The sequence below is a fragment of the Pseudomonas sp. Je.1.5.c genome (genome assembly GCF_051129895.1).
In the GTDB taxonomy this organism is placed as follows: Bacteria; Pseudomonadota; Gammaproteobacteria; order Pseudomonadales; family Pseudomonadaceae; genus Aquipseudomonas; species Aquipseudomonas urmiensis.
Genome location: NZ_JBCPSP010000026.1, coordinates 1 through 18,235, shown reverse-complemented (window position 1 = coordinate 18,235; position 18,235 = coordinate 1). Strand labels below are relative to the sequence as shown.

Here is an 18,235-nt window from a genome sequence, read left to right as displayed (position 1 = left end):
CCTTTAATCGTCAGAAATGCTGGGGCTGGGCGCTACGGCTCAGCGATCCCGGGCGGTGGGCGAGCAGGGTGCGCAGGGGGAACTCCCAGACCACGGTGTCGATCTGCGGGTTGCTCAACTGGTCACTGGCAAGAAACTGGCTCATCGCCTCGAACGGCCCGCGGGCCTCCACGGCGATCGACAGCAGGTCGCGGTTCAGCGCTTCCTTGAGGAAGCCGACGAAGTTCCAGTCGTCGATCTTGCTGTAGCTGGTGCCGACCAGCAGCAGGCTCTGATCTTCTTCAGCGAACAGGTCGTCAGTGTTCTGCTCGGCCTTGAGGGTTTCGTACAGCTCGATCTGGTTGGGGCCGAACTGCGGCGCCAGGCGGCTGTGGTCGAACTGGATGTAGTTCATCAGGTCGCCCTTGATGCTCTTCTCGCCGGCCTTGTGCGACACATACACCTGGTCGCCCAACAGCTGCGGGCGCTGGCGAGCCAGCTCGTAGGCCGACAGCCGGGCACCCTCCGGGCTCCAGTGGGTATCGGACTTGAGGAACAGTTGCGGCCCATTGAGGTTGCTGAGGAAAGCGCCCCGCAGCGGCACCACGTCCAGCTGGCGCGCCTGCAACTCGCCGACGAAGCGGTCGTAAAGGCTCACCACGCGTGGGTCGAAGGCGTGCTGGGCATGTTCGGCATACACATCGAGCTTCATCGGCAGGGGCAGCAGCACCAGCTTCTTGCCATGCTCGGCCAGTTGCTTTTCAACCTTGGCGATCTGCTCCAGCTGGGTGGCCACATTGGCGTCGAGGTCGTTGGGCACGCGGTATTCCTGGCTGGTGTAGAGCCAGCCCTGCTTGCCCAGGACGACACCCTTGGTGCCTTCGCCAAACAGCTGGAACTGGGCATCGGCCCACAGCTCAACCGACGGGTCACGCAGGAAGAAGCGTTTGTCGTAGGCCTGCTCGAACTTGCGCAGCAGCTTGCCGTCGACGAACAGGTTCCAGGTGTCGGTCTGGGTGCGCGCGAAGCTGAACACCGGCGGCAGCGAGTAGACGAACATCGCTGCCAACACCAGGGCGAAGAGAATGCCGTTGACCTTGCTGGCCGTATTCATCACCGGATACATGGCCGTCTCCTAAAACTGGAAATACAGGAAGGGCGAGAACGAGTTGGCCGCCAGGCTGCTCAACGCCAGCAAGAAACCACCCCACAGCAACACGCTGTGCAGCGCGCCGACGTGACGCATGAAGTAGCCCTCTTTGTTGCCGGCGTAGAAACGCACGTTGTTGATCCCGGCCAGCAGCAGCCAGACCAACGCCACCAGGGCAAACGACATGGCCATCTTCGAGGCACCGAGCACATACAGCTCCAGCGAGCCAAAGCCGTTGAGGCCGAACAACGCCTTGTAGATATCCAGGCTGTGGCGCAGGTCCATGGTGAAGAACAGCGGCATGCTCAACACGATCAGCAGCGCCGTGCGCAGGTTGCGGCCCAGGTGGTAGGGCGTGGTGATCTTGGTCGCCAGGTTGAACTTGCGCTCGATGACCATGCCGACGCCAAAGAACAGCCCCCAGCAGATGAAGGCAAAGCTCGCGCCGTGCCACAGGCCCGACAGCAGCATGGTCCAGATCAGCGCCGGCAGGGCGCCGGTGACGCGCTTGCGCACCAGCGGCATGTACACGTAGTCGCGCAGAAAATGCGCCAGGGTCATGTGCCAGCGTGCCCAGAATTCGGTGATGCTTTGCGACACATAGGGCTGGTTGAAGTTCTCCGGAAAGCGAAAGCCCATCATCAGCGCCAGGCCCAGGGCCATGTGGCTGTAGCCGGCAAAGTCGAAGTACAGCTGCAGGGTCGAGACCACCAGGCCGAACCAGGCATCGCTGAACTGCAACGCGCCTTCACCAACGAACAGCACGTTGATCGGCGCCAGGCGGTCGGCGATCAGCACCTTCATGATGAAACCGAGCATGAACCGGCACACCCCCAGCGAGAACAGCTCCAGCGAATGGGTGCGTTCACGCAGCTGCGGCGCCAGTTGGCTGTAGCGCAGGATCGGCCCGGCCACCAGGTGCGGGAATAGCGCGACGAAGGCGGCGAAGTCGATGAAGCGGTTGGTCGGCGTGGCGTCCTTGCGATAGATGTCGACGATGTAGCTCAACGCATGGAACACATAGAAGGAGATCCCCAGCGGCAGGAAGATGTTCTCCAAGGTCCAGGTATTGATGCCCAGCGGTGCCAGCAGTACGGCCAGCACTTCGGCGCCGAAGTTGGCGTACTTGAAGTAGCCCAGGGTCGACAGGTTGCCGATTATCCCGATCCACAGCAGGCGCAACGCCCAGCGCTTGTCGCCGGCATCCAGGCGGTCCTTGATGCGCAGACCGAACCAGTAGTTCCAGTAGGTGATCGCCACGAACAGCAGCAAGAAGTCCGGCCGCCACCAGGCATAGAAGATGTAGCTGGCGGCGACGATCACGGTCGAGCGCCACTGTGGCCTGGACAGGAAATACACGGCCAGGAACAGCGGCAGGTAGAGGAACAGGAACACATTGGAGGCGAAGATCATGGCAGGGTCCGTCCTTAGTAGCTGATCACCACGCCGACGCTCAGCTGGTAGTCATCGCCGGTTTCCAGCGCACTCCCGGCATTGAGGTAGCTGGCGCTGACCAGGGCGTTGATATCCAGGTGCTTGCCGTCCAGGGCTACTGGGAACATCTTCCAGTAGTAATTGACGTCGAGCATTTGCCCGACGTTGCGCCCATTGCCTTGAGTGCCTCGGTCGATGGCGCGGTTGCGCTCGGCACGTTGGTCGCCGTTCATGCGGATCGGCAGGGTGCCGTCTTCATCGCGCAGGTTGAGCTGGGTCACGCGCAGGTCGAGGGCGCTGCGTGGGGTCGGGCGGGTCTCCAGGGACACGCCGTAGTAGCTCAGGTTGCGCAAGTCTAGGGCCACGAACGAGCTGGTCAGGCGAGTGCTGTAGGAGCCACTGCGGGTGATGCGGTCCGACTGGATGGCGTTGAGGCGAAAGCCATCGTTCTCGTCGCTCGGTTTGTCGGTGAGGCCGCCGCGCAAGGCAAGCCGTGGGGTCCAGGGCAAATCGTCGAAGCGCTTGCCCAGCTCGCCCAGGGCCGCCCAGCCTTTGCTGTTGTGGCCGTTGGTGGTTTGGCCGCGGCCGTCGGTGTTGTCCATCTTGCCGTCCAGCGCGGCCAGCTCCAGGTGGTAGTCGCTGAGCACCGGGTAGGCCAGGTTGTCACCGTTGAAGAACAATCCGTAGCGCACGCCCTTGAAGTCGTAGCGGTCGTCGGCGTCATGGCCGCTGTGATCGTTCTCGTGCATCAGGCGCACGCCGACCCGGTTGTTCTGGCTCCAGCGATAGGCGTATTCACCCATCACATAGGTGGTGCGCTCTTCGCTGTCGGCCAGCGAGTTGACGTCGGTGTTGTAGTTGTGGAATTTCTGCCCGACGGCGATGAAGGCATCGGAGAATGTGTCTTGATAGTTGAAGCGCAGCGACTCCAGGCTGTCGTCCCACCAGATGCCGTAGGTGTCGTAAAAACGCTGGCGGCCGAGCGACAGCGAGAAGCGCGGGTCATCGCCGATCAGGTTGCGCTTGACGTACAACTCACGCAGCTCGGCGTACCAGCCTTCAGCTTGTTCGCGGGCCGTGTTGTTGGTCGATTCGTTGGTCAGGTTGCTCGACTGGCTGGAGTCGTAGTTCAGCCACAGGCGGCCGTAGACCATCCATTTGGCCCAGCGCTTTTCCGGTGAATACCAGGCGAAGGACGGCTCGTAGCGCAGGCTGTAGAACATCTCGCGGTCGCTGCCGACTTGCGAGTCTTCTGGGCCATAGCCGGTCTGTACGGTGAGCTTGTTGAAGAACTCCGAGGTGATCACCGGCTCGCTGCCATCGGCCGCAGCAACGCGCACCGGCTCGTTGCTGTCGGCCTCGGGGCCAGTGATTTCTTCAGCCGCCCACGCCGCTGGCAAGGGGGCCAGCGCGAGCAGGGCGCCGAACAGGGGGGAATGCGCTTTCACAGAGTAGCCTCCTTCAACAGATCGTTGCGTGCGGCCAGGGCGCGCTCGATGTCATCCTTGGGCAAAGTTCTTTCCAGTCGGCGTACCAGGCTGCGCGCACCGCGCTCACCCATGTCCAGCGCGATGCGGGCATAGGTGTAGGCTTTGACGGGGTCGTGGCAGATGGCGCGGCCATAGGTGTGCAGGGTGGCCATGCGGTACCAGGCGGTGGAGGAGCCCTTGTCGGCTTCTTCCCGGAACAGTGCCAAGGCTTTCTCCTGATCTGGCTGGTCTTCGACGCCTTTGCTGTAGTACTCGGCCAACAGCAAGCCGGCATCGGGGTAGCCGCTGGCGCGCAGTTCGTCGATCAGCGCGCGGGCTTTGTCCGGGTCCAGGGTCAGCCAGTTGTTGACCATGTAGAACGACGCTTGCAGGGCCTTGGCCCGGGTCGGGTCGCGCTGGCGCACCTGATCGATCAACGCTTGAGTCTCCTCGGCGTTGTGCTCGGTGGGGTTGGAGATCATGTAGTTGGCCTTGGACACCATCGCCGGCACGAAGCCACGGGCGACGGCATCGTCCCGCCAGCGCTGGACCTGCGCAGTGGCCAGCGCCAGGGCGTCGGCCTGGGCCTTGTCGCGGGCCAGTTGCTCAGGGCTTGGCGGCAGGTTGGCGGCGGCAGGATTGCTGGCTTGGCGCTCGAAGCGATCAGCTTCCTGTTCGGCACGCTGGACGCTGGTGATGTTGTCGAGCAAGGCGGCGATGCGGTGGACGATCTCTACCGGCAGTTGCGCCCGCTCCGGCTCCAGCTGGGTGGCGAAGGCGCGAAACGCCTGGTCCTGGTTTTCACCGAGGAACGCGTAGTAGCGATCGATGGCGCGTACGTCGGTGCGCGCCGCTTCCTGGTACCAGCGCTCGGCGCCGGCGCGATCGCCCTGGCGCTCGGCCAGTACCGCGCGGTACAGCTGTGGCCGGCAGTTGAGCAGGCACGACTGCTCATACAAGCCGAGCAGTTCGGCGGCCTGCGGCACGTCGATCAGCTCTGGGTAAACCAGAAACACCTCCAGCGTGGTGCTGGCGTTGCGTGGATCGAGGCGGCTGGGATACCGGCTCAACGCCTGCTCGACCCAGGGCCGCTGGGCTTGACGCAGGCTCGGCGTGCGGTCGATCAGCCGCGCCAGCGAAGCGAGCGCCGGGATCAGCCCGCGGCCTTCGGCGAAGGCCTGGTGATACAGGCCCACCACTTCCTGGGCACTGGCGTCGGCCCGACCCGACAGCACGTCGCCCAGCAGCAGGGCGCTGGCCAGGTCACCGCGGCCGACCAGCTCGCGCAGGTCGCCAGTGACGTCGGCGCTGGGGTCCTTGTACAGGGCGTAGCGGATCTGCTCCAGGCTCTGCCCGGCACAGGCCGCGCTGGCGCAGGCCAGGGCCAGGCTGGCCAGCAGCAGGCGCGAAGGCGTCTTCAGCTTCATCAGGTCATCTCTCTCGACGCGCTCAGTTCGCGCTGGCAAACGGCAGGCCCAGGAACAGGTCGACCGCCACCGCCTTCTGATAGGCCGCTGCCGGCAGCGGGCTGTCTGGCTGGATGGTCAGCGCCAGGTTGCGATTGACTTCATCGACTCGCGCATCGACCACCTTGCCGCTGTAATGCTGGTCGAGGCCGAACACCTGCATGTCCACCGAACGCACGCGGCTGACATCTTCGAGCTTGTCGAACGGCACGTTGGCGCGCACGAACAGGCCCTGATCCTTGGGCAGCAGGTGCATCAGTGGGGCGTCCTTGTAGCCATAGCCATTGAGCGGTTGGCTCGGGTAGTACACCTGGCAGTCGCACGGGCTGTTGATCACCGTCTCGATGGTGGCGCGGCCAAGCAGGGCTTGCAGGTCGCCAGGGGCGAGGTCGGCCACCGCCTTCATGTCGGCCGGGCTGGTGAAGCTGGTCGCCAGCTGCGTGGAGATGCTCGCCAGTGGCTGGCCGGCCTGGACTTCAGTGGTGCCGGCTGGCAGCAGGTACTTCACATAGCCGTTGTCGGGCATGCTGATGATCTGCGCGTTGGTCGCCACTTGCGCCTGCACGGCAGGAATGCGGAAGAACAGCAGGTAGCCCTTGTAGCCGACGAAACCCAGTGCTGCCAGGCCCGCGGCGGTGTACAGCAAGGTGCCGGCCATGGCCTTGAGGCGCGCGCCGGGGGTACGTGCAGTGGCGTGCTTGTGCTTGCGTTCCTTGATGTAGTTTTCCCGCTGCATCACGTTGAACAGGCCATTGATGTCGGCGATCTCGCCAGACATGTAGGCGGTGATGATGTAGCGCAGGATGTCGCGTTTTTGCGCATCGAGGTCGACGAACTGCGCACCGACCTCGTTGCCGCGCTGGGAAACGATGCGCACCTTGCCCTCGATCGCCAGGTCGACCTGGTTCAGGCGCAGCTGGATCGAGGCGTCATACAGCGCGCCGATCTTCAGCGGGGCTTCGTGCAGCAGGCCGATACCGCCCAGGGAAATATCCTGCAGCTGGGTTTCGAAGGCAGTCTGGCCGCCACTGGAGAGGCGCACGCGGGCATTGATCCGAGTGCGCACGTACTGGCGCTCGTCGATCGCCTCGTGAACGATGTTGGCTGCGGACTTGCTCGGGGCTGCGGGGATGTTGGTTGTACTCATGTGCAGGCGCCTTTCCTTAACGTTGCGAGAGTTCTAGAAGCACGGTGATGACCCCGAAGAAGATGGCGATGGAGCTCAACAGCATCGCCTTCGAGGACCAGCGATTGAGGCTGGCGTCGAAGTCGACGCTGCCGGTGGCCAGGGTGGTTTTCTGCCGCGTCCAGCTTTGCTGGTCCATGTGGAACATCGCGTAGACCTTCATCACCGAGCCGACGATTTGGTTGTAATAGAGAACGAAGGGGTACATCGGGCTGACGGGGTGGCCGGCGAAGACGAACAGCACTGTCACCAGGCTGCGCGAGATCAATACCCAGAACAGGTACACCAACAGGTACTGGATGCCGAACACCAAGCCGGCTACCACCGAGGCGGTCAGGCCCATCAGGCAGGTCCACATCGACACCCGCTGATCGAGCAGCACGTACAAGGTGAACAGCCCCAGGCGCGCACGGCCGAGCAGGGCGGTGGCACGGAAGTTCTGCCGCAGCGAGTTGCCGTACCAGCGGAACATCAGCTGGCGGGTGGCGACCCAGAAGCTGTCGCTGGGCGGGTGCTCGACGGTCAGGGTGTGGCTGTCAGGTACATAGAAGGTGTCCCAACCGGCGCGCATCAGGCTCAGCCAGCTGGACTTGTCGTCGCCGGTGAGAAACTGGAAGCGCCCCAGTCGCCAGTGTTCGAGGAAGTCTGCCTCGACGTCGCGGATGAAGTCCGGGTCGGTCATCACGCTGGCGCGGAAGAACGACAGGCGCCCGGTCAGGGTCAGCACCCGATGCGACAGGGCCATCGAACACATGTTGATGTGCCGTTGGACGAAGCGCATCGAGTGCCACTGACGCATCCAGCGGCTACCTTCGACTTCGCAGAACTCGTTGGTGGTCAGGCCGCCAACGTTGGGCAGCACGGCAAACAGCTTGACCGCCCGCTCGACGCAGCCAGGCAGCATCATGGTGTCGCCATCGACCACGCCGACCACCGCGTCCTCCATCGGCATTTGCCGCGACAGGGCGCGGAAGGCGTGGGCCAGGCCATCACGCTTGCCGGTGCCACGGGCACGCACGATCACCAGCTTGATGTCGTCGCGATCGCGCACCTCGTTGCGCATGATGTCCTTGATGAAGTTCTCATCGCCTTTCTCGACGATCGAGGCGATCACCGTGCACGGCACTTTCAGCCGTTGCACTTCCTGGAACACCGACTGGTAGACCTTGAAGGTGGTCAGGGTCGGGATGCGGAAGCTGGTCACCACCATGAACATGTGCGAGGGCAGCGCGGCATCGCCCAGCCGCTCGACCTGGCGGCGCATCCGTGGAAAGCGCCAATGCAGGAAGTACATGCCACGCAGGTAATGGACGATGGCGTTGCCATAGCGCCACATGCCCAGCGTGCCGATGATGAAGATGAACAGGTGATGGTTCGGGTCCAGGTACTGCGGCGCGATCATCTCCGACGCCAGCGCGATCAGCCCGGCCAGGCACGCCCAGGCGCAGAAGCTGGCGGCTGCGCGCAGGTAGCCGGGGGCCTCGAAAGGTCGCTGTTGCACTCGTTCCATGTAGCCTTTGCTCCTGTTTGCGCCCACCCCCACCCCTGAAAGGGCGGGGCGGGCGCGTGTCGGTTACCAGCAGATGCCTTGGCGCTGGGTGTCGCTGGTGCCGTCCATGAACCCGACCAGGTCGATCACTTGCTTGTTGCCGCCCTGCTGCAGAGCGCTGGCGAAGCGTTCGTCGTTGTTGCCCAGGACGATCACCTCGGCCTCGTCGATCACCTGCTGCAGGTCGCTGTGCAGCAACGACGACACGTGCGGGATAACCGCTTCGATGTACTCGCGGTTGGCACCGAACACTCGTGCGTACTCGACGTTGGCGTCGTAGATGCGCAGCTCGTAACCCTTGCCGATCAGCTGTTCGGCCAGGGTCACCAGCGGGCTTTCGCGCAGGTCGTCGCTGCCCGCCTTGAAGGCCAGGCCAAGCAGGGCAATCTTGCGTTTGCCCTGGCGCTCGATGAGGTCAAACGCGGTGTCGACCTGGTTGCGGTTGCTGGCCATGATCGAGGCCAGCAGCGGATGCTCGACGTCGAGCTGGCCAGCGCGGTAGGTGAGGGCGCGCACGTCCTTGGGCAGGCACGAGCCACCGAAGGCAAAGCCTGGACGCAGGTAGTAACGCGACAGGTTGAGCTTGTAGTCCTGGCACACCACATCCATCACTTCACGACCATCGACGCCCGAGGCCTTGGCAATGTTGCCGATCTCGTTGGCGAAGCTGACCTTGGTCGCGTGCCAGACGTTGCAGGTGTACTTGATCATCTCGGCGACTTCGATCGACTTGCGAATCACCGGCGCATCGAGGCCTTCATAGAGCGAGGCGAGCAGATCGCCCGACTGGCTGTCGAGCTCGCCAATTACGGTCATGGCGGGGAAGTCGTAGTCCTGGATGGCTGTACTTTCACGCAAGAATTCCGGGTTGACGGCAACGCCGAAGTCGACCCCGGCTTTCTTGCCCGAGCTCTTTTCCAGAATTGGAATCACCACGTTCTTGACGGTGCCCGGCAGAACGGTGCTGCGCACCACGACTGTGTGGCGGCTGCCTTTGTCGCGCAGGGCGGTGCCGATTTCGCGGCATACCGCTTCCATGTAGACCAGGTCCAGGTCGCCGTTTTTCTTGCTAGGCGTGCCGACGCACAGCAGCGACAGGTCGCTTGCCAGAATCGCCGCTTGCACATCGGTAGTGCCGCGCAGACGGCCATGGCGTACACCGTCGAGCAGCAGTTGCTCAAGCCCCGGTTCGACAATGGGCGACTTGCCCTGGTTTATCAGGTCAATCTTGGCCTGGGAGATATCCACCCCCAGTACATGATGCCCACGAGACGACAAGCAGCCCGCGCAGACCGCGCCCACATAGCCAAGTCCAAAGATACTGATATTCATAGATCCCTCTCCCAAGGCGCGGCAAAGCCGGCCGAGATTCTCAGTTCAAGAAGTGTTCAAAGTGGCAGACGCGCAGAAGTAAGCCGCGCTCAGGAAGTGGCGTTACAGGCTGTTTCTTAGTGGTCTATTTTTATCCTAAAGGCGTTTTTGTTTGTTTCGCAAGCTTTCAAATTGCTTGCGATAAAAATACTTTAATCGCGTCATGTGAAAGTTTAAAAACCGTTATAAATCAATGTGTTAAAGTTTGGCGTTAGTTGGGCGTCAAAAAAACGATTGCGGTGTTGATGCCGAGAAAATGGCGTCAAAAGCGCGTTTTGTTGGCTTCGTCCGGGTTTTTTCATGGCTCTTTTTTTGTCGTTTTTTTGCTTGTGTGCTGTTGCTCGATTGATTTTCCTGCTCTCGGACTGACAGTAAAACGTTGTTTTAACAGGGCGATATGCTGAATGGGTGGGAGCATCTTCGAGTGTGGCCTTCTGCTGTTTTTGCCTGCGGCGAACTCGCCCCCTTGCGCCTGTTGGATCCAATTGGCATAGTTCCATCTGGATTCATGGCTATTCACATGGGTGCGGGACGCATCCGTTCTGGGATGTAAGGACAAGGAGTTGCAAATGAAAGGATTCGGGCCGCGTTTAAGGGAAGAACGCGAACGGCTGGGGCTCACTCAGCGCGTGTTCGGCGACATTGGTGGCGTCGAACCCAACGCCCAGGGCAAATACGAAAGCGGTGAGCGAACCCCGCGAGTCGATTACCTGGCCGCAGTCGCAGCTAAAGGGGTCGATGCGCTGTATGTTCTCAGTGGTCAGCACACACCGGCGCCGCTGGACAGCCTCAGCGTTGACGAAGACCGCCTGTTGGGCGCCTTCCGACGTTTGCCGCCCAGCGATCAGGCAGCCCTCTGGCACTTGGTCGGACGCTTGCTGGGGGAGTCCGGTAGTGATGATTCTGTAAGGAATCGCCGGCTAGATCGTCAGGCATATCTCTAGGACGCATTCCACTAGGTTCAGGCTGAAATTTTTTGTTAAGGTGGCGGGATCCAATCGCCCCCATGACGAGGTGTCTGCTTGATTAGGGTCCTAGTGGTCGACGATCACGATCTGGTGCGTACCGGCATTACCCGCATGCTCGCCGATATCGACGGCCTGCAGGTGGTGGGTGAGGCGGATTCCGGGGAGTCGGCCCTCAAGCTTGCCCGTGAGCTGAAACCCGATGTGGTCCTGATGGACGTCAAGATGCCGGGTATCGGTGGCCTGGAGGCGACCCGCAAGTTGCTGCGCAGCCATCCGGACACCAAGGTGGTGGCCGTCACCGTGTGCGAGGAAGACCCGTTCCCTACGCGTCTGCTGCAAGCCGGCGCTGCCGGTTACCTGACCAAAGGTGCGGGGCTGGATGAAATGGTCCAGGCGATCCGCCTGGCGTTCGCCGGCCAACGCTATATCAGCCCGCAGATTGCCCAGCAGTTGGCACTCAAGTCGTTCCAGCCCCAAGGCTCGCCGTTCGATGCGCTGTCGGAGCGGGAAATCCAGATCGCCCTGATGATCGTCGGTTGCCAGAAAGTGCAGATCATCTCCGACAAGTTGTGCCTGTCGCCCAAGACCGTCAATACTTACCGTTATCGGATCTTTGAAAAACTCTCGGTTACCAGTGACGTCGAACTGACCTTGCTGGCCGTTCGCCACGGTATGGTCGACGCAAGCCTATAAAAGCCGCTCATGTCCCAAGTCTTTGATGCCAGCGCGTTCCTGGCGACCTGCAGTGGTCGCCCGGGCGTGTACCGTATGTTCGACGCCGAGGCGCGGCTGCTCTATGTGGGCAAGGCCAAGAACCTCAAGAAGCGTCTGGCCAGCTATTTCCGCAAAACCGGCCTGGCACCGAAGACCGCCGCGCTGGTGGGGCGCATTGCCCAGGTCGAAACCACCATTACCTCCAACGAAACCGAGGCGCTGCTGCTTGAGCAGACCTTGATCAAGGAATGGCGGCCGCCCTACAACATTCTCCTGCGCGACGATAAGTCCTACCCCTATGTGTTCTTGTCTGACGGAGCCTTCCCGCGCTTGGGGATTCACCGTGGCGCGAAAAAAGCCAAGGGCCGCTATTTCGGCCCGTACCCTAGCGCCGGTGCCATCCGCGAGAGCCTGAGCCTGTTGCAGAAGGGCTTCTCGGTGCGCCAGTGCGAAGACAGCTACTTCGCCAACCGCACCCGGCCTTGCCTGCAATACCAGATTAAGCGTTGCAAAGGCCCCTGCGTAGGGTTGGTCACGCCTGAGGAGTACGCCGAGGATGTGCGCCACTCGGTGATGTTCCTCGAAGGCCGCAGCCAACAGCTGGGCAACGAGCTCAACGCCGAGATGGAACAGGCCGCCATGGCCCTGAACTTCGAGAAAGCCGCCGAGCTGCGCGACCAGATCGCCTTGCTGCGCCGGGTCCAGGATCAGCAGTACATGGAAGGCGGCTCCGGTGATGTCGATGTGGTCGCGGCGTTCGTCAACCCCGGTGGTGCCTGTGTGCACCTGATCAGCGTGCGCGGCGGGCGCGTCCTGGGCAGCAAGAACTTCTTTCCCCAGGTCGGTATCGAGGAGGAGGTCAGCGAAGTCATGGCCGCCTTCCTGTCCCAGTACTATGTGGGCAATGCCGAGCGCGAGCTGCCGGGCGAACTGATCGTCAATGTCGTGCACGAGGACTTCGAAGCCATCAGCGAAGCCGTGCACACGCTGCGCGGTCGCGAGTTGGCCATCACCCATCGCGTGCGCGGTACCCGTGCGCGCTGGCAGCAACTGGCCGTGACCAACGCCGAGCAGGCCCTCAACGCGCGCCTGGCCAATCGCCAACACATGGCCGCGCGCTTCGAGGCGCTGGCCCAGGTGCTGGGCCTGGACGAGGTCCCGCAGCGCTTGGAGTGCTACGACATCAGCCACTCCAGCGGCGAAGCCACGGTGGCCAGTTGCGTGGTGTTTGGCCCCGAAGGCCCGCTTAAATCCGATTACCGGCGCTTCAACATCGAAGGCGTCACCGCTGGCGATGACTACGCCGCCATGCACCAGGCGCTGATGCGCCGCTATGGGCGGATCAAGGACGGCGAGGGCAAGCGCCCCGATGTGCTGCTGGTGGACGGCGGCAAAGGCCAGTTGAACATGGCCCGTGACGTCATGCAGGAGCTGGGCATGACCGACATGACCCTCCTTGGCGTGGCCAAGGGCGTGACCCGCAAGGCCGGTTTCGAGACCCTGTACCTCAATGATGTGGCCCACGAGTTCACCCTCAAGGGCGACTCTGCAGCCCTGCACCTGATCCAGCAGATCCGCGACGAAGCCCACCGTTTTGCTATTACTGGCCACCGCGCGCGGCGCGGCAAGGCCCGCACCACCTCTAGCCTGGAAGACGTCGCCGGGGTTGGGCCAAAGCGCCGACGCGAGCTGCTGAAACACTTCGGCGGCCTGCAAGAGCTCAACCGCGCCAGTGTCGACGAGATCGCCAAAGCACCGGGAATCAGTAAAAAGCTTGCCGAGTCGATTTATGCCAGCCTGCATAGCGAGTAGAATGCCTGGCTCAACCCGCAGCCAGTCGTACCGATGAATATTCCAAATCTGCTCACCGTTCTACGCGTCCTGCTCATCCCGATCTTCATTTTGCTGTTCTATGTGCCCTATCACTGGAGCTACATGGCCGCCAGCACAGTGTTCGCGATAGCCGCCGCGACCGATTGGCTCGACGGCTACCTGGCCCGACGCCTGCAGCAGAGCACCCCGTTCGGCGCCTTCCTCGACCCAGTGGCAGACAAACTGATGGTCGCCGTGGCCCTGGTGCTGCTGGTGCAAGTGCACGCCAACTTCTGGCTGACCCTGCCGGCAGCGGTGATCATCGGCCGCGAAATCGTCGTTTCGGCCCTGCGCGAGTGGATGGCTGAACTGGGGGCGAGGGCACACGTCGCGGTGTCCAACCTGGGCAAATGGAAGACCGCCGCACAAATGCTGGCGCTGGTGATCCTGCTGGCCAACCCACCGGTGCTGACCTTCTGGGTGGTGCTTGGCTATGGCTTGCTGCTGGTTGCCGCCGGCCTGACCCTGGTGTCGATGATGCACTACCTGATCGCCGCCTGGCCGCACCTGCGCGAAGGTTCCGAGCAGAAATAAAGTTTTTTTGAATCAAGGGGTTGACGTTGTTTGCTAGATCGCTAGAATAGCGACCTATCACGACGCGGGAATAGCTCAGTTGGTAGAGCACGACCTTGCCAAGGTCGGGGTCGCGAGTTCGAGTCTCGTTTCCCGCTCCAAATTCGATCCTCAGTGCGTCGCTGGGATCACAAGAAAGAGGCCTTAGGGCCTCTTTTTTTGTGCCTGGAATTTGGCTCGCGCCTAAGCAGATGGGGCACGGCCAGGCTTGATCCTTTTCCGCTACTCATCCAGTAACCATCCGCTATCGCCCTCGACGATAATCCCACCGTGATCGCTGCGATCACCTTGGCGCGCGACGCATTGGCCGTCTATTTGATACTGCGCGGTGCCACTGACAATCAGCGCTCCGCAACTGGTGCGATCTCCCACTCGAGCGACGGCTTTGCCATTGAACCGATAGCTCGTACTGCCGGTTTCCACCACGCCTGGACCATGTATCGGGCAGTCATGGCGATGGCCCACCAGGGCAACGGGTTTCATAGATTAGCTCCTGCAGAGGGTGCCGTACGCGATTCAATGTCGATATCGGTTGGCCATTGAACTTTCGGGGCGATGCAGTGAATAGGGCTCAACTGCGAATCATCGTTCCAGTCTCGGGGAGGGTGGACGAACTCGGGCAGGGCCTCTGGGCCTTGTTGCATGAACAACTGGGCAAGTGCCCAATATTGCTTTCCTTGTTCGATATCGTGGGTGAAAAACAGGCGGTCGATTACCTCTTCGGTACCGGGCTTGATGACCGAAATCACGACGTTTTCGATTAGACCGCCATTGCCCATCGGTGCGTATACGCTGCAGGCTTCGGCGACCAGGTCATCCCAGTCGTAGACGGCCGGGCGTACACCCCAGCGTTGGCGGCTGAATAGGTGGAATCGGTCAAAGTGGTATTGGTAGAAATAGACTTTGCGGCGTAACCGGTTGAAGCGGATAGGTTCGTCGCGGGGGAGTTCAATATCCATGCGTATGGTGGGGATGACTAGCCAGTACATTCCAGTTATGAATAACGATCCAGCGATCATCATTGCAGGGCCAATCTCTTCTCTGGCTGTCAGTGCCAGATATAGAAAAAACAGTGCGGCGGCGCTGTTTATTACGACGCAAATTCCGCCGCCGAAAATATTTACACCTCTAAGCCTTATTGTAGAGCGTGGTAATTCTAAGTAGGTGTTGCAAAAATGGTTTGGTGGTGTCTTAAGTTTTGCCGTGAGATAACATGGCTGTGGCGTGTCATTAGGCTTGTTTAGATCGTATTTCCAGCCTGGTGCACGACGCGGCAGGGGTGGTGATTGAGTTTTCATTCGGGCTCACTCTTAGAATGTTGCCTAACATTAAAAACGATGTGTTGATTCACTGGTTCATGCAGATTTGCAAATGACACCGGACCGCATAGGCTTTAGCCCGAGAGCGGTGCGGTACGTGATTGGAGGTCGATCGCGTCGGGCCATCTAACTTTAGGGGCAATGCGCCGGATAAAGCTTAATTGCGCATCATCGTTCCAGTCTCGGGGCGGATGGACAAAATCGGGCAGGGCGTGGGGACCTTGTTGCATGAACAGCTGAACAAGGGCCCAGTATTGCTTTCCTCGCTCGATATCGTGGGTGAAAAACAGGCGGTCGATTACCGCTTCGGTACCGGGCTTGATGACCGAAATCATGACGCTTTCGATTAGACCGCCATTACCCATCGGTGCGTATACGCTGCAGGCTTCGGCGACCAGGTCATCCCAGTCGTAGACGACCGGGCGTACACCCCAGCGTTGGCGGCTGAATAGGTGGAATCGGTCATAGTGGTATTGGTAGAAATAGACTTTGCGGCGTAGTCGGTTGAAGCGGATGGGTTCGTCGCGGGGGAGTTCTATGTCCATGCGGATGCTCGGGATGACTAGCCAATATAAAACAATAGAGAAGCCAACTGTGAAAACTATGAGGTCCACGCCCGCCTCCCATTGGTGTGTCAGCGTCTCATAGAGGAACTGCAAGAGCCACACGGTATAGCTCGCAGTCAGTATTGTGCCCACGAGGCTGCCAAGCCCTCGTATTCTTAACGATGACCTGGAGAGTTCGAGATTGATGTTGTTGATTTGGTTTGGTGCGGGATATAGGTGTCTTAAGCTTAGGTTGAGCTCAGGCGGCTCATTAGGTTTGCTTAAATCGTATTTCCAGCCTTGCGAACGGCGCGGCATGGTTGGTGCGTGGGTTTTCACTCGACGTCTCTCTTAAGAAATGGTGTGGAGTATGTGGTTGATTCAATGGGAGCGCGGCGCGCTGCGTGATTCGAGGTCTATCTCTTCGGGCCAATGAACTTTAGGGGCAATGCACCGAATAGGGCTTAACTGCGAATCATCGTTCCAGTCTCGGGGCGGGTGGACGAACTCGGGCAGGGCCTGGGGGCCTTGTTGCATGAACAACTGGGCAAGTGCCCAGTACTGCTTTCCTTGCTCGATATCGTGGGTGAAGAACAGGCGGTCGATTACCTCTTCGGTGCCGGGCTTGATTACCGAAATCACGACGTTTTCGATTAGACCGCCGTTACCCATCGGTGCGTATACGCTGCAGGCTTCGGCGACCAGGTCATCCCAGTCGTAGACAACCGGGCGTACACCCCAGCGTTGGCGGCTGAATAGGTGGAATCGGTCAAAGTGGTATTGGTAGAAATAGACTTTGCGCCGTAGCCGGTTGAAGCGGATAGGTTCGTCGCGGGGGAATTCTATGTCCATGCGGATGGTAGGGATAACAGTCCAATACATTAATGCTATGAAAAATAAGCTAAGTAACGTATATTTGACTTCGAGTTCAAAGCTGGGTGTTAGTGCCGTATATATAATCATCAGTGCTGTAGCGCTGATTGCACAGATACAGACAATCCCCCCGAAAATCCCAACCCCCCTAAGTCTAATTGTAGATCGCGGTAGTTCTAAATAGGTATCGCAGAAATGGTTAGGTGGTGTCCTAAGCCTTGCTGTAGGAGAAGATGGTTGTGGCTTTTCATTTGGTTTGTTTAGGTCGTATTTCCAACCTGGCGCACGGCGTGGAAGTGGTTGTGTTATCTTTTTCATGAATGATTCTGCTCCTGTACTATTTTGGCGTATGCATCTGGAATGGCGCGGTCAGGCCAATAGGTGATGGATAAGGTTGCAGCTAAGATGTTGTGTCTACCAATGTCAGGTATTAGTTCGACACTGCCCTTAAGGTCATAGTAAGGGAACCCTCGTTTTTCCGAATTAGTCTGATGTCTGATTTTTTGCTCCACGACGCTGTCTTTTTTGTAATCAGGAAATTTTGGCATCTTTGATGGCAGTAGTGAGGATTGCCTTGAAGTTGTGGCTGAATAGGGTGGCGGATTGAACTCGCCGCAAGCGACAATCTCTCCGCCGGTGTAGTTGTGCGAGCTTCCGTCTCCGTGTCTGTGGACTGTAAGCGTCCAATGATACGCAGAGCTGCTTTCATCAAACCCTGGGAGAATGATTTGATATTTGAGGAATTGCTTTGTGGTTAAGTTTGCCAGTCCGCCGATTTTCGAGCTGGTTGCTGGATCCGCTTTTAAAGCTATGAATTTGAGGACGGTGGTGAGCCCAAGCGTGGCCGCATTGAGTTCAGCAATAGCAATGTCGACATGCTCGGGTTTATTCCAGTGTACGACAGGGCTTTCATCCGCTTTGCCGAAATAACATCGCTTGGCCCAGCGTTCCAGCGGAGTTGACTCAAGTTGCTCACCCATCCTTGTTAAGCTGTAAGCAGTAAGGGAAAGTACTATTGCGATGCCCAATGGGCCAAAAAACACCTGGTGAGAGATAGCAAGAATGGAATGATGGACGCCAAGAACTGATACCAAACTTGCTAGTGAATATGAGAGCCATGCAGGGGTGTCCCTTTCAGCAAAAGTACGTTTAACTGCCAGACTCGTTTGAGCTGCATCCAAAACGCCCGTCACCGCACTTATCATCGCGCCCACTCTAACCAATGAATGGCCCACCGCTACCCCCGAGCTTGCGCCTGACGCCCCGGCCGCCGCCAACGCCGCGCTTTTCTGAACCTGCAAAGCGCTCTGCCGGACAATCAACCCGACCGTTTCAACGCTCCCTCCGAGTATCGCCAAGCTGGAGCCCTGCAATGCCAGCCAGGCTTCCATGGACTTATCGCCAATTTCGGCCTCGGCCTTTTGCATGTTCTTTTCCAGGCTGTCACTGAGCAGGTACAGCCCGCCCATGGCCAGCAGCAACTCCCAGCTTCCCGCGACCCCGCGCAGCCCTGTGAAACTGGTGCCAAGCAACTGCGCCGCTTGTCGCGAGGTCACCCGCAGGCCTTGCAGCGCCTGGCGCGCATTCGGCTCCAGGGTGCCTACGGCGACGGACAGATCGAGCATCGTCACCCGCGCTGCCCGGTTCAATTCCTCAAGGCTGGCGCGTGTGCCATTGACCAGCGTGTCGCGCACTTGCTCTGCCGTTCCTTGGACCCAGACGCTGACGACAATCACGCTGTGCGCCAGCTTCGGATCGAGTACCGCC

At 60.0% G+C, this 18,235-nt stretch carries 15 protein-coding genes, 1 tRNA gene and 1 pseudogene; 5 read left to right on the top strand and 12 right to left on the bottom strand.

All coding sequences use genetic code 11. The features are described 5' to 3' along the window. Positions 1-10: 10 nt before the first annotated feature. From AAZU54_RS18160 to AAZU54_RS18130, 7 genes are all read right to left on the bottom strand, one after another. The gene (locus AAZU54_RS18160) at positions 11-1,105 is read right to left on the bottom strand and encodes an alginate O-acetyltransferase (protein WP_186557129.1); all 1,095 of its coding nucleotides are present in this window, start codon (positions 1,103-1,105) and stop codon (positions 11-13) included. A gap of 9 nt (positions 1,106-1,114) precedes the next feature. Next, entirely contained in the window at positions 1,115-2,542 is a 1,428-nt protein-coding gene (locus AAZU54_RS18155; RefSeq protein WP_186557128.1) for an MBOAT family O-acyltransferase, read from the bottom strand. A gap of 14 nt (positions 2,543-2,556) precedes the next feature. Then, positions 2,557-4,011, bottom strand: a complete 1,455-nt coding sequence (locus AAZU54_RS18150) for an alginate export family protein (RefSeq protein ID WP_186557127.1) — start codon at positions 4,009-4,011, stop codon at positions 2,557-2,559. Next, entirely contained in the window at positions 4,008-5,459 is a 1,452-nt protein-coding gene (locus AAZU54_RS18145) for a tetratricopeptide repeat protein (protein ID WP_186557125.1), read from the bottom strand. The genes AAZU54_RS18150 and AAZU54_RS18145 overlap by 4 nt, the downstream gene beginning before the upstream one ends. A 22-nt stretch (positions 5,460-5,481) precedes the next feature. After that, positions 5,482-6,645 (bottom strand): PilZ domain-containing protein, encoded by a 1,164-nt coding sequence (locus AAZU54_RS18140; protein WP_264235879.1) that lies wholly within the window; start codon positions 6,643-6,645, stop codon positions 5,482-5,484. Between the two features lie 16 nt (positions 6,646-6,661). After that, a complete protein-coding gene (locus tag AAZU54_RS18135) occupies positions 6,662-8,194 on the bottom strand; it encodes a glycosyltransferase (protein ID WP_186557121.1) in 1,533 nt (510 codons plus the stop codon). 63 nt (positions 8,195-8,257) lie between these two features. Next, on the bottom strand, positions 8,258-9,565 hold the full coding sequence (locus AAZU54_RS18130) for a nucleotide sugar dehydrogenase (protein ID WP_392466080.1): 1,308 nt from the start codon (positions 9,563-9,565) through the stop codon (positions 8,258-8,260). Between the two features lie 608 nt (positions 9,566-10,173). Here AAZU54_RS18130 and AAZU54_RS18125 point away from each other — a divergent pair. The 5 genes from AAZU54_RS18125 (at position 10,174) to AAZU54_RS18105 (ending at position 13,832) form a co-directional block, all read left to right on the top strand. Continuing rightward, positions 10,174-10,548 (top strand): helix-turn-helix domain-containing protein, encoded by a 375-nt coding sequence (locus tag AAZU54_RS18125; protein ID WP_186557110.1) that lies wholly within the window; start codon positions 10,174-10,176, stop codon positions 10,546-10,548. A gap of 78 nt (positions 10,549-10,626) precedes the next feature. After that, positions 10,627-11,265 carry a response regulator transcription factor GacA gene (gene gacA, locus AAZU54_RS18120; protein WP_023631421.1) on the top strand — a complete coding sequence of 213 codons (639 nt, stop codon included), beginning with the start codon at positions 10,627-10,629 and terminating at the stop codon, positions 11,263-11,265. Positions 11,266-11,274: 9 nt separating this feature from the next. Beyond that, positions 11,275-13,098 (top strand): excinuclease ABC subunit UvrC, encoded by a 1,824-nt coding sequence (gene uvrC / locus AAZU54_RS18115; protein ID WP_186557108.1) that lies wholly within the window; start codon positions 11,275-11,277, stop codon positions 13,096-13,098. A 33-nt stretch (positions 13,099-13,131) separates the two neighbouring features. Beyond that, the gene (pgsA, locus tag AAZU54_RS18110; RefSeq protein WP_186557107.1) at positions 13,132-13,692 is read left to right on the top strand and encodes a CDP-diacylglycerol--glycerol-3-phosphate 3-phosphatidyltransferase; all 561 of its coding nucleotides are present in this window, start codon (positions 13,132-13,134) and stop codon (positions 13,690-13,692) included. A 64-nt stretch (positions 13,693-13,756) separates the two neighbouring features. Continuing rightward, positions 13,757-13,832: transfer RNA gene (locus tag AAZU54_RS18105), tRNA-Gly, on the top strand. Between the two features lie 121 nt (positions 13,833-13,953). Here AAZU54_RS18105 and AAZU54_RS18100 read toward each other — a convergent pair. From AAZU54_RS18100 to AAZU54_RS18080, 5 genes and pseudogenes are all read right to left on the bottom strand, one after another. After that, positions 13,954-14,214: a PAAR domain-containing protein gene (locus tag AAZU54_RS18100; protein ID WP_434727473.1), complete on the bottom strand. Its 261-nt coding sequence runs from the start codon at positions 14,212-14,214 to the stop codon at positions 13,954-13,956. Further along, positions 14,211-15,029 carry a DUF6708 domain-containing protein gene (locus tag AAZU54_RS18095; RefSeq protein ID WP_434727472.1) on the bottom strand — a complete coding sequence of 273 codons (819 nt, stop codon included), beginning with the start codon at positions 15,027-15,029 and terminating at the stop codon, positions 14,211-14,213. The genes AAZU54_RS18100 and AAZU54_RS18095 overlap by 4 nt, the downstream gene beginning before the upstream one ends. Before the next feature lie 95 nt (positions 15,030-15,124). After that, positions 15,125-15,934: a DUF6708 domain-containing protein gene (locus AAZU54_RS18090; protein WP_434727471.1), complete on the bottom strand. Its 810-nt coding sequence runs from the start codon at positions 15,932-15,934 to the stop codon at positions 15,125-15,127. A 42-nt stretch (positions 15,935-15,976) separates the two neighbouring features. Next, a complete protein-coding gene (locus tag AAZU54_RS18085; RefSeq protein WP_434727470.1) occupies positions 15,977-16,786 on the bottom strand; it encodes a DUF6708 domain-containing protein in 810 nt (269 codons plus the stop codon). Beyond that, positions 16,783-18,235, bottom strand: a pseudogene (locus AAZU54_RS18080) (hypothetical protein); the annotation flags it as partial. The pseudogene AAZU54_RS18080 and the gene AAZU54_RS18085, both read right to left, overlap by 4 nt.